Origin of the sequence: Gordonia soli NBRC 108243 (genome assembly GCF_000334455.1) — a bacterium.
GTDB lineage: Bacteria > Actinomycetota > Actinomycetes > Mycobacteriales > Mycobacteriaceae > Gordonia > Gordonia soli.
Window position 1 is genome coordinate 84,649 of the sequence record NZ_BANX01000030.1, and the last position, 11,961, is coordinate 96,609.

Consider the following 11,961-nt stretch of genomic DNA (forward strand, 5'->3'; position numbering starts at 1 on the left):
GCCTCCCCTATCCCGAGACCCGGATCCCGGGGTCGGTACCCCAGAAGACGAGGGTCATGATCAGGTTCGCGAAGACGATGACGATGATCGCCATACGGATCGCGTGACCCGCGGCGACGCCGACACCCTCCGGACCACCGGACGCGAAATAGCCGTAGTAGCACTGGATGAACGTCGTCAGCAGCACGAACACCAGGACCTTGATGAACGAGAACACCATGTCGCCCGACACCAGGAACTGGTGGAAGTAGTACAGGTAGGTGCCGGCGCCCTGACCGCTCTGGAACTGGAACATCACCTGGCACGCGATGTAGTTGGCGGCCAACGAGATCGCGTACAGCGGGATGATCGCGATGACCGCGGCCGACATCCGGGTGGTCACCAGGTACGGCAGCGGACGGATCGCGATCGACTCGAGTGCGTCGATCTCCTCGCTGATCCGCATCGAACCCAACTGGGCTGTGAACCGGCATCCCGACTGCGCGGTGAACGCCGTCGCGGCCAGCAGCGGCGCGATCTCACGGGTTGTCGCGAAGGCCGAGAGGCCACCGGTCACCGGCCCCATGCCCAGGAGGTTCAGCGCGGTGTAGCCCTCGATGCCGACGGTCGCGCCGCCCATGACACCGAGGATGATCATCACGCCGACGGTGCCGCCGCCGACCACGATCGCGCCGTTGCCCCACGCGACGTCCGCGAGCAGGCGCCAGACCTCTTTGCGGTAGTGGGTGAACGCGATGGGCACCGAGCCGATGGACTTCACCAGGAAGGTGATGAGGTGCCCCATCTGCGCGAGCAGACCGCGCGGGGCCCGATAGACGGACTTGGCCGCCTCGACCGGGCGGAGCAGCGGGGGTACATACCGGGACGCGGTCATCGTCACACCACCTTCGCCGGGAAGAGCATGGTGAACACCTGGGTGAGGATGACGTTCACGGTGAACAAGAGCAGGACCGAGTTGACGACGGCGGCGTTCACCGAGTTGGCGACGCCTGCCGGTCCACCCTTGGTGTTCAGACCTCGGTCACAGGCGACCACCGCCACGATGGCACCGAATATGACCGCCTTGATGATGGCGAACGCGAGGTCGGCCGTCGACGCGAAGGACGCGAAGGTACCCGTGTAGCTGCCGGGCGTACCGCCCTGGAAGTAGACGTTGAAGACGTAGCCACTGATGAAGCCGACGAAGCAGACGAAGCCACACAGCAGGAAGCTGACGACCATCGTCGCCAACAGTCGTGGCGAGATCAGTCGCTGGACCGGGTTGACGCCCATCACCCGCATCGCGTCGACCTCGTCGCGGATGGTGCGCGAGCCGAGGTCGGCGGCGATGGCCGACCCCACGGCCCCGGCGAGTAGGAGTGAGGTGACCAGCGGTGCGCCCTGTCGGATCACCCCCAGTCCGGTCGCGGCGCCCGAGAACGACGTGGCGCCGATCTGTCCGGCGATGTTGCTGACCTGGATCGAGACGATCACCCCGATCGGGATCGCCACGAGCATGGTCGGGATCACCGAGGTGCTGGCCATGAAGGCGCACTGTCGGATGAACTCGCCGAACGGGAACCGTCGTTTGACGATGTCGACGACCAGCACCTTGAACACCTCGACGAACATGCCCATCTGGCGTCCGAAGGTGTCGAACGAGGCCATGACGTGCTCACGGAACCATCGACTGATCCCACCGGAGCGCCGCGTGCGCACTTCCTCGTTCTCCGAGGTCACCGCGTCAGTACTCAATCCCCTACCTCGCGTCTGGACTGCCCCACCTGGCAGAGCCCGATTCCCCCAGGTCGCTCACCGTGAGCGGTTCCCCGACAGGCCCGACGGAGTCCGTCGGCGGCCCTGCTGTCCCCCGTCAGTCAGCTTTACTCCGGTGTAATGTACCCCGTCTCCTCAGCGTCTTGTGCTTCGGGTCACACTACCGTCACCTGCGGCGATTTCCGGGGCGACATACCTTGGGTTTCGTGACCGAGGTTCCCGCCACCCCTCCCTCTGATGTGAAGGCCGCCGACGTGGAGGAAACGATAACTGGGACGAACGACCAGAGGGGACGAAATCGGTCCTTTCCGGTCCCGGGTACACCATTCCGTGGCCCGCGCGACATCGACGACATACGCGTCTGGGCACCGCGCGCCGGCTCCGTCGGGTTGCGCACCGACGACGAGGCGGCCGCCGATCGTCCGATGGAGGTCGATGGTGGAGGCTGGTGGCGCGTGTCCGGCGCTGCCGGCGCCACTGCCGGCTCGGGGCCCGGCCTCGGCGCGCGGTACGGCTTCGTCGTCGACGGCGCCGACCCGATCCCCGATCCCCGGGCGACCCGCCTGCCGGACGGCGTGCACGGACTGGCCGCGTTGTCGGCCGTCGATCCGGCATCGCGTCCGGACACCGGGTGGACCGGGCGCTCGATACGTGGAGCCGTCATCTACGAACTGCACGTCGGCACTTTCACGCCCGCGGGCACGCTCGATGCGGCGATCGATCGGCTCGACCATCTGGTCGACCTCGGCGTCGACTTCGTCGAGGTCATGCCCCTGAACGCCTTCAACGGCGACCACGGATGGGGGTACGACGGAGTCGGCTGGTTCGCGGTGCACGAGCCCTACGGCGGGCCGGATGCGTTCGTCCGCTTCATCGACGCCTGCCACCTACGCGGGGTCGGCGTGGTCCTCGACGTCGTCTACAACCACCTCGGTCCGTCGGGCAACTATCTCGACCGGTTCGGGCCCTATCTCACCGAGGGTGCGACCGGGTGGGGTGCGGCGGTCAACCTCTCCGAGGCCGACTCCGACGAGGTGCGGTCGTTCATCGTCGGCAACGCCCTGCGGTGGTTCGCCGAGTTCGGCGTCGACGCGCTGCGTCTCGATGCGGTCCACGCGCTAGCCGACCACCGCGCGGTCCACATCCTCGAGGAACTCGCGGTCTCGACCGACGCATTGGCGGCCGACCTCGACCGGCCGTTCTCGTTGATCGCCGAGAGCGATCTCAACGACCCCCGGATGATCCTGGCCCGTGCCGATGGTGGATACGGGCTTACCGCGCAATGGAATGACGACGTGCATCACGCGATCCACGCCGCGGTGTCGGGTGAACGGCAGGGCTACTACGCCGATTTCGGCGACCCCGACGCGCTCGCGAAGGTGTTCCGAGGTGGCTTCTATCACGACGGCACGTACTCGTCCTTCCGACGGCGAGGCCATGGTCGACCGATTCCGACGGACGTGGTGCGTGCATCGTCCTTGGTCGCCTTCACCTGCGATCACGACCAGGTCGGCAACCGGGCGATCGGCGACCGACCGTCGGCGTACCTCACCGGGGGTCAGTTGGCGATCAAGGCCGCCCTGGTGCTGCTCTCCCCTTTCACCGCGATGCTGTTCATGGGCGAGGAATGGGGCGCGGACACGCCGTTCCAGTTCTTCACCTCTCATCCGGAACCCGAGTTGGGTCGGGCGACCGCCGAGGGGCGGCGAGCCGAGTTCGCCGAGCACGGCTGGGATTCCGCCGATGTCCCCGACCCCCAGGCGGAATCGACCTTTCTCGACTCCAAGCTGGATTGGTCGGAGATCGACGATCCCGCACATCGTCGCGTTCTCGACTTCTACCGCGCGCTCATCCACCTGCGCCGGACCGAGCCGGACATCGCCCGCGACGACTTCGCCTCCGTAGCGGTCGAGCACGACGCCGACGCCGGCTGGTTCGTGCTGCATCGCGGGACGATGAGCGTCGTCTGTGTGTTGTCGCCCGACGAGACGGTCGTACCGATCACGCTCGAGCCGGTCCTCGCCTGGTCCGACGGCGGAGTCGTATCGGACGGGCTGCGGAGTCCGGGGCACAACGTGATCGTCGGACGTCGGGTGGACTGACAGCGGTTCACCGCCGTTCCCGCGACCTCGTCTCGTACCTGCGACCTCAGTCGAGGTCGCGGGAGCGAAATGAAATCGCAGGGCTGTTCGATGACCTGCCTGTAGTGGGCAGCGGACGGAACACTCTCTGGTGACAGGGCCGCAGAGGTTGCTCAGGTCACCATCGAGCAGCGCACAGTCCTCCAGATCGAACGCGATAGCAATGGAATCGGTCCGATTGATCGATTTCGAAGGCAAAGGTCGCGGATCGACGATCGCATCGTTCGGGCACCGACAGAAGTCGGTCTACGTCGATCGTGCGCGCGGATCCGTTGACCGTGCGCGGGAGTGCTGCACGTGCGTGAAATCTGCATCTCGGCGCAGCGGGGCTCGGACTACTGGCACGTCAGCGTGGCGCGGTGTGGTTGGTGCACAGCGCGGTTCGCTCAGGTGACAGTTGTGTTGTGGGCAGTGACCGGGAACTGTCGGCGAACGAGTTTGTCGGTGGGCTCGGATAGTGTTCTGGGTAGATGACGGAGGCTATGAGGATCATGGCTTTCGACAAGCGACCACCCGCACCCAGTTCGTTCGTGTCGGATGGACCACCCAGTTGGACCGCACCACTGGCAGAGTCACCTGGACCCCACCAGCATCGACAGAACCCATCAACGGCCCACCGAGGCCGCGCCTCGACGAGATTCACCATGCGTGTCGACTGCGAATCGCCCCGGTGCCGTTCGGCACCGTCGACGCACGCGGGATGCCCTCCTCGAGGCCAAGGTCGCTCTCGGGCCCGACGAGATCGCCCACCGACTGCGTCGAGACCTACGGTTCTCCGCGCCCCTCGCTCGAGCGCAGTCGTCGCTGAGCCGACGTCGGCGCATAAGCTCGGTGGACGTGCACATCCCGTTCGGCACCGCTGCCGGATTCGTCGCGGCGTTCGACGAGATGACGGCGGACACCACGTCGGCGGGATCCGCCATCAGTTCAGGGACACCCCAGCCGGATTCGAGGCTCGTTTGACGATCGAGTTCCCCCTGCCGACTCTCCCCCAGATGATCGCGGGCCACCGCTGGCATCTCGCCTGTGAGTTCTCGAACTGGATCATCGGAGCGCACAACTGAATCGGGTCGGCGGGCGGACGATCCCGGAACTTCCGATGCCTTGTGGGGCCGCACGCCCACGCCGGGTCACGTGCCAGACGCAGCGATCAGGTCAGGTAGCTGTACGCCGGCGAGCCGGGCTGTAGGTGCTCGCAGTGCAACCGCGAGCCGGCCATCCGCTCGAGCAGTCCCGCAAGGCCTTCCGGGACACCGAGTTCCACACCAACCAGCGCCGCGCCGGTCTCACGGTTGTTGCGTTTCACGTACTCGAACAGCGTGACGTCGTCGTCCGGGCCCAACACCTCGTCGAGGAATCGGCGCAGGGCACCTGGCTCCTGTGGGAAGTCCACCAGGAAGTAGTGCTTGAGCCCCCGGTGCACCAACGATCGCTCGATGATCTCGCCGTACCGGGAGACGTCGTTGTTGCCGCCGGAGACGAGGCACACGACAGTGGCATCGTCTGGGAGCTCTATCTCGCTCAGACCGGTCACCGCGAGCGCCCCCGCCGGCTCGGCGATGATGCCCTCGTTCTGGTACAGCTCCAACATCGTCGAACAGATCGCGCCCTCGTCGACATGGGAGATGTGGGTCGAGCCCGGCGCGAGCGACACCCGGCCTGCAGGCAGGATCGTGGCCTTGCTGCTCGATGCATACGCACCCAGCTCAGGGTGCTCGGTGATCGTCGCCCCCATCCGCGCCATCACCTCGTGGCCGAGCCCACCGATGCGCTTGACGGCCGCGCCGTCGACGAAGGGGTCGATGGTGTCGAGCGTGACCGGGTGACCGGCAGCCAAGGCCGCGGCCAGCGACACCGCACCGGTCGGCTCCACTCCCACGATGGTGACGTTGTCGTCGTGTGCACGCAGATAGGTCGCGATGCCCGCGAGGCATCCGCCGCCACCCACCGGAAGCACGACGACATCGGGCACACGCCCGAGCTCCGAGACGATCTCGTGGGCGATCGTCCCCTGCCCGGCAGCGGTCCGCGGGTCGTCGAAGGCGTGAATCCAGGACGCACCGGTCCGGACGACATCGGCCTGGGCAGCAGCTGCCGCGGCATCGTAGGTCTCTCCGACCGCGATCAGCTCGACATGATGGCCACCGTGCCAGCTGATCCGGTCGCGCTTCTGCTTCGGTGTCGTGGTGGGCACATAGATCCGACCGGGGATCTCCATGACGCGGCAGGCGTAGGCGACCCCCTGCGCGTGATTGCCCGCGCTCGCCGCCACCACCCCGTTGGCGCGGTCGGCCTCCGACAATTGCGCCATCACGTTGTACGCACCGCGGATCTTGTACGAACGCACCGTCTGCAGGTCTTCGCGCTTGAGGTACACGTCCGCACCGACCGCCGCCGACACCCGCGCTGCCGGCTCCAGCGGGGTTCGTCGGACCACCGCGGCGATTCGCTCGGCAGCCGCGTCGACGTCGGCAGCGGTCAGCGGCGGGAGCCCGGTGGTGACGGACGTGTGGGAGGTACTCACGAACTCCATGGTCTCACCTCGCCCGATGTGGTGATCGGGCGGCAGTTGCGGCCGATCGTCGACGAGACCGGCGAACCGGACCAACCCGACGATCGAACCGAACATCGCGCAATCACTTGCGGTGGCACATAGACTCGGCTCGTCAGCGACGCCGACGCCCCGAGCAAGCCCGTCGCACCGAGGCGTCCTCGATCCCACCAGTCCCGGGAGGACGACATGTTCCGGCGCACAACGACTTCGACCCGCACTCCGATCGGCACCGATGGTCGCGCCATGTCCGATCCGACATCCCGCCATCGACCCCGGCGCTGGTCACGGACCGTCGCCGTCGCCGCAGGCGTCGCTCTCACCGCAGGACTGGCCACCGCGGTCGAGGCTCCGGCGGGTGCAGCGCCGGTCTGTCCGGGCGCCGGTCAGGCACCCCGCCTCGTCGGCTCCGTCCCCGGCGCGGCACTCGAAGGCTTGACGGTCGACAAATCGGGTCGGCTCTACACCACCGACATCATCAGCGGCCGGGTCTACCGCTTCTCCGCACCGGGTTCCGCAGGCGTACCCATCACCCGCCTCCCCGGGGGTGGCGGCGCACTCGCGTGGACTCCGGACGGGACACTGCTCGCCGGATATGGCGCCGACCCGCGTGTGATCGTCGGTGACGCGCTGCGGCACGCCGGCATCGTGCGCATCAACCCGAACACCGGCGCCAGCCGGCCGTGGGTGGGCGGATTGAGTGCCGCAAACGGTCTCGACGTGTCGGCACGTGGAAACGTGTATGCCACCAACGACTTCGGCAACCTCATCGGCCGGGTAGCACCCAACGGTGCCGTCAACGCCGCGTGGGGCGCACTGCCCAGTGCCAACGGCGCGGTCCTGGGTCGCGGCGATCGCTACCTGTACGTCTCCCGGACGTTCGTCAACCCGGGCGTCAGTCGCATCTCGACGGCCAATCCGCGGGTGGTACAGAACCTGCTGACACTCGGTGGGGCGGATGCCGCTGCCGCGCCGGACGGCCTCACCCTGGATTCGCAGGATCGTCCGGTGGTCCCGTTCAACACCGCCGGCCAGATCGTGCGTATCACGTCACCGGGACGCTATTGCGTACTGGGCGGCGGCATTCCGCTGTCGAGCGTGCTCAGCTACGGCAACGGGACGCGCGGCTTCTCGGCCGGGCGCCTGTTCCGGGCCGGATTCGACGGCCGGATCTACGAGATCCCGGGCGGATTCGACCGGGGTGCGGTCGCGGCGTCGCCGACGACCTGACGGATACGGTCGCCCCACCAGAAGGCGAGTACGACGACGGCGGTCACCCACATGGTGACCTGGCCGGAACCGGTTACCGACAGCGTCAGAAGCGCAGCGAGGAGTCCGGCGACGACCGCGAGTACCTTGTGGCGCGGCCAGTCGGTGCCGGCGACGTCGACCACGGGGGCCGGGACGCGCCGGCGTATCGGAGTGGGTTCGATGAGAGCTGTCATCGGTCCTCCTCGAGCTGACGGGCTGTGTCGGCGTCACCGGTGTATCGACACCCGGACTTCGCCTCGTACGAACACCAAGTGTAGCTGAACCGGAGAAGAATTGTTCGGGTAGCCGAACACTTTGCGTCCGGGTGGCCACAAAGCCCGCTGAACAGCCCGTTCGGGACGTCGAGTTTGCCGGTGTCGGCGATGGCCGACCGAGGGTCAACCGGTCAGACAGCCTGGTCCGAGCAGCGCCTTCAGGTCGCCCATCAACGCGGAACTCGGCGTGACGCGCAGCGACTCTGCCAGGGTGAGGAGCGTCGACCGCTGGTCGGACACCAACGTGACGTGGACGTCGGCGGTCCCCGGATGCCGGGTGAGCACCTGCTTGAGCGCCTGCACACGGTCGGGAGTACACAGGCGGGCGGTCAAGGTCAACGACACCGGCTTGGCGCTGCCGGCTGTCGCCAGGTCGGGCACGGCCAGATCGTTGGCGCTGATCATCATGCTGTCGTCGCGCAGATTCACGCGAGCGCGCACCAGCACGATCTGGTCGGCCACGATGTCGAGCCCATACGCGGCGAAGGCACGCGGGAAGAAATAGACCTCGACACCACCGACCATGTCCTCGAGCGTGACGACCGCGTACGGCTCACCCTTCTTGTTCACGCGACGGTTGACCGACGAGATGATGCCGCCGATGGTGATCTGCGCGCCGTCGGAGACCTCACCCTCCAGCAACGACGAGATGCTGGTGTCGGTCTGGGCGGCAAGCGCGTGCTCCACCCCACCGAGCGGATGTCCGGAGACGTAGAGCCCCAACATCTCTCGCTCCAAGGCGAGTTTGTGTTTGGAATCCCACTCGGTGTCGGGGACCTTGACGGCGAACACCTCGGCCATCGTGTCGTCGGCACCGCCGGCATCACCGAAGAGATCGAACTGACCGATCGCCTCGGCCTTCTTGGTACCGAGGACCGAGTCGACCGCCTCGGCATGAACCAGGAACAGTCCCTTGCGCGGATGCGACAGCGAGTCGAATGCGCCGGATTTGATGAGTGATTCGGTCACCTTCTTGTTGCACGCGGTGACATCGATCTTGCCCAGGTAGTCGGAGAAGCTGATGAACTTCCCCTTGTCCTCACGCGCCGCGAGGATGGACGTCACCACGCCGGTGCCGACGTTGCGCACGGCGGCGAGCCCGAAGCGGATGTCGCCGCCGACGGCCGCGAAGTTGCGCTGCGACTCGTTGACGTCCGGCGGGAGCACCGTGATGCCCATCTTCCGGCAGTCGGCGAGGTAGATCGCAGCTTTGTCCTTGTCGTCGCCGACCGAGGTCAGCAGGCCCGCCATGTACTCGGCGGGATAGTTCGCCTTGAGGTAGGCCGTCCAGTAGGAGACGAGTCCGTAGGCCGCGGCGTGCGACTTGTTGAACGCATAACCGGCGAACGGGAGGATGGTCTCCCAGAGTGCGTTGATCGCCTTGGTCGAGAAGCCGTTGTCCTTCATGCCGGCCTCGAAGCCCTCGAATTCCTTCGCGAGGACCTCGGCCTTCTTCTTGCCCATCGCGCGGCGCAGGATGTCGGCTCGGCCGAGCGAGTAGCCGGCGACCTTCTGCGCGATCTGCATGATCTGCTCTTGGTAGACGATCAGGCCGAAGGTGTCGGCGAGGATCTCCTTCAGCGGCTCTTCGAGCTCCGGGTGGATCGGCTTGACCTGCTGACGACCGTTCTTGCGGTCGGCGTAGTCGTTGTGGGCGTTCATGCCCATCGGACCGGGACGGTAGAGAGCGCCGACGGCGACGATGTCCTCGAATGCGGTGGGCTGCATACGCTTCAGGAGTTCACGCATGGGCCCGCCGTCGAGCTGGAACACGCCGAGGGTCTGCCCGCGGGCGAGCAACTCGTAGGTCGTCGTGTCGTCGAGGGGCAGTTCGTCCATGTCGAGGTCGATGCCTCGGTTCAGACGGATGTTCTCCAGCGCGTCGTTGATGACCGTGAGGTTGCGGAGTCCGAGGAAGTCCATCTTCAACAGGCCGATGGCCTCGCACGACGGGTAGTCCCAGCCGGTGATGATCGCGCCGTCCTGGGCACGCTTCCACACCGGGATCGCGTCGGTCAGCGGTTCCGAGGACATGATCACCGCGCAGGCGTGCACACCCGCGTTGCGGATCAGGCCTTCCAGCCCGAGGGCTGTGTCGTAGATGCGCTTCACGTCGGGATCGGTCTCGATCAGTGCCCGGACCTCGGACGCCTCGCCGAAACGCTCGTGGTCGGGGTCGGTGATGCCGACCACCGAGATGTCCTTGGCCATGATCGGCGGCGGCAGCGCCTTGGTGATCTTGTCCGCGATGGCGAAACCCGGCTGTCCGAACTGGACCCGCGCCGAGTCCTTGATCGCGGCCTTGGTCTTGATGGTGCCGAAGGTGATGACCTGGGCGACCTTGTCACTACCCCACCGCTCGGTCGCGTACCGCACCATGTCGCCGCGCCGACGGTCGTCGAAGTCGATGTCGATGTCGGGCATCGACACGCGCTCGGGGTTGAGGAACCGCTCGAACAGCAGACCGTGCGGGATCGGGTCGATGTTGGTGATGCCCAACGCGAATGCCACCAACGATCCGGCCGCCGAACCACGGCCCGGTCCGACCCGGATGCCCACCTCGTGCGCGTGGCGGATCAGGTCACCGACCACCAGGAAGTAGGCCGGGAACCCCATCTCGATGATCACGTCGAGCTCGTACTCGGCACGCCGACGGTAGTCGTCAGGCACCGGCTGATCAGCGAACCGTCTGGTCAGCCCCTCGGCGACCTCCTTGCGCAGCCACGTCTGCTGCGTATGGCCCTCCGGCACCGGGAACACCGGCATCCGGTCGCGGTGGTCGAAGACCTCGGCGTAGCTCTCGACCTTCTCCGCGATCTCCAGGGTGGTGTCGCACGCGCCCGGGATCACCGAATCCCACAGCTCGCGCATCTCCTGCGCGGACTTCAGGTAATAGCCGTCGCCGTCGAACTTGAACCGCGTCGGATCCGAGAGCGTCTTGCCGGTCTGCACGCACAGCAGGGCCTCGTGCGAGGTCGACTGGTCGCGGGTCACGTAATGGCAGTCGTTGGTCACCACCGGCTTGATGCCGAGCTTGCGTCCGACCTCGAGCAGGCCGTCCCGGACCCGACGCTCGATCTCGAGGCCGTGCTCCATCACCTCGAGATAGAAGTTGTCCTTACCGAAGATCTCCTGCCACTTCGCCGCGGCCTCGAGGGCCTCGCGATCGTGTCCCAGCCGCAGGCGCGTCTGCACCTCTCCCGACGGGCATCCGGTCGTCGCGATGATGCCCTCGGAGTACTCCGCGATCAGCTCGGCGTCCATCCGCGACCACTTGCCCAGCTGACCCTCGATCGAGGCCAGCGAGGACAACTTGAACAGGTTCCGCAGCCCGGTCGCGTTCCGCGCGACCATGGTCATGTGTGTGTACGCGCCGGAACCCGACACGTCGTCGCTCTTCTGTTCCCGACTGCCCCACAGCACGCGCTTGGTGTCGAAGCGTGACGCCGGCGCGATGTAGGCCTCGATGCCGATGATCGGCGTGATGTCGTGTTTGACCGCGGCGTTGTAGAACTCGCTGGCGCCGAACATGTTCCCGTGATCGGTCATGCCGATCGCGCTCATCCCGAGTCGCTTTGCCTCGGCGAACAGCGGCGACACCTTCGCCGCACCGTCCAGCATCGAGTACTCGGTGTGGTTGTGCAGGTGGACGAACGAATCGGTCACGGTGCCTCTCGGTGGGACTCGGCAACTGCTCGGGCGGGCGTCTCGGGGGTCGGCGGGGCGGTACTGCGCATGGTCGGGCAGCAGGGGTCTACCTCGCCGGGTTCGCGGCGCCCGGGGAACCCGTCACGTGGGGCGGTTCCGACGCGCGTTCTCCCGGTGGGCCACCGGCACTCGGACCTCGCGGTCCGATGAGACCGGCAGTCCGTCCACTGTAGGCCGGGACACCGACAGCACGGTCTCGCCACACGCAAGCGTGACAGATGTGGCAGGCGAGGCGGACACCGTCAGCGTGTCGCCCCGGCGTGTCGGTTGGCATCGACGT

Annotated in this window: 8 protein-coding genes; 3 read left to right on the forward strand and 5 right to left on the reverse strand. The window is 66.7% G+C overall.

Annotation, left to right across the window (positions count from 1 at the left end; all coding sequences use genetic code 11):
* Positions 1-7: 7 nt before the first annotated feature.
* Together GS4_RS19120 and GS4_RS19125 are read right to left on the reverse strand one after the other, a co-directional pair.
* The gene (locus GS4_RS19120; protein WP_040511081.1) at positions 8-874 is read right to left on the reverse strand and encodes an MlaE family ABC transporter permease; all 867 of its coding nucleotides are present in this window, start codon (positions 872-874) and stop codon (positions 8-10) included.
* A gap of 2 nt (positions 875-876) precedes the next feature.
* Complete coding sequence (locus tag GS4_RS19125; RefSeq protein WP_040511082.1) at positions 877-1,734, reverse strand: MlaE family ABC transporter permease; 858 nt, start codon at positions 1,732-1,734, stop codon at positions 877-879.
* A 374-nt stretch (positions 1,735-2,108) separates the two neighbouring features.
* Here GS4_RS19125 and treZ point away from each other — a divergent pair, with 374 nt between their 5' ends.
* Both treZ and GS4_RS25675 read left to right on the forward strand, forming a co-directional pair.
* Positions 2,109-3,857: a malto-oligosyltrehalose trehalohydrolase gene (treZ, locus tag GS4_RS19130; protein ID WP_157226696.1), complete on the forward strand. Its 1,749-nt coding sequence runs from the start codon at positions 2,109-2,111 to the stop codon at positions 3,855-3,857.
* Positions 3,858-4,544: 687 nt separating this feature from the next.
* A complete protein-coding gene (locus GS4_RS25675) occupies positions 4,545-4,859 on the forward strand; it encodes a hypothetical protein (protein WP_040511083.1) in 315 nt (104 codons plus the stop codon).
* A gap of 187 nt (positions 4,860-5,046) precedes the next feature.
* On the opposite strand, the gene ilvA is transcribed toward GS4_RS25675, so the two are convergent.
* Positions 5,047-6,429 carry a threonine ammonia-lyase IlvA gene (gene ilvA, locus GS4_RS19140; RefSeq protein ID WP_040511106.1) on the reverse strand — a complete coding sequence of 461 codons (1,383 nt, stop codon included), beginning with the start codon at positions 6,427-6,429 and terminating at the stop codon, positions 5,047-5,049.
* Positions 6,430-6,693: 264 nt separating this feature from the next.
* Between ilvA and GS4_RS19145 the strand changes: the two genes are divergently transcribed.
* Positions 6,694-7,677: an SMP-30/gluconolactonase/LRE family protein gene (locus tag GS4_RS19145; RefSeq protein ID WP_007623618.1), complete on the forward strand. Its 984-nt coding sequence runs from the start codon at positions 6,694-6,696 to the stop codon at positions 7,675-7,677.
* On the opposite strand, the gene GS4_RS19150 is transcribed toward GS4_RS19145, so the two are convergent.
* Both GS4_RS19150 and dnaE read right to left on the reverse strand, forming a co-directional pair.
* Complete coding sequence (locus tag GS4_RS19150) at positions 7,620-7,892, reverse strand: hypothetical protein (RefSeq protein WP_007623619.1); 273 nt, start codon at positions 7,890-7,892, stop codon at positions 7,620-7,622. The two genes, GS4_RS19145 and GS4_RS19150, sit on opposite strands and share 58 nt — an antisense overlap.
* 204 nt (positions 7,893-8,096) lie before the next feature.
* Complete coding sequence (gene dnaE / locus GS4_RS19155; RefSeq protein ID WP_007623622.1) at positions 8,097-11,639, reverse strand: DNA polymerase III subunit alpha; 3,543 nt, start codon at positions 11,637-11,639, stop codon at positions 8,097-8,099.
* Positions 11,640-11,961 lie beyond the last annotated feature (322 nt).

Excerpts from the sequence above, each read along its gene's own strand:
- ilvA (WP_040511106.1), bottom strand. The coding sequence starts at position 6,429 with ATGGAGTTCGTGAGTACCTCCCACACGTCCGTCACCACCGGGCTCCCG.
- GS4_RS19145 (WP_007623618.1), top strand. The coding sequence starts at position 6,694 with ATGTCCGATCCGACATCCCGCCATCGACCCCGGCGCTGGTCACGGACC.
- GS4_RS19120 (WP_040511081.1), bottom strand. The coding sequence starts at position 874 with ATGACCGCGTCCCGGTATGTACCCCCGCTGCTCCGCCCGGTCGAGGCG.
- GS4_RS19150 (WP_007623619.1), bottom strand. The coding sequence starts at position 7,892 with ATGACAGCTCTCATCGAACCCACTCCGATACGCCGGCGCGTCCCGGCC.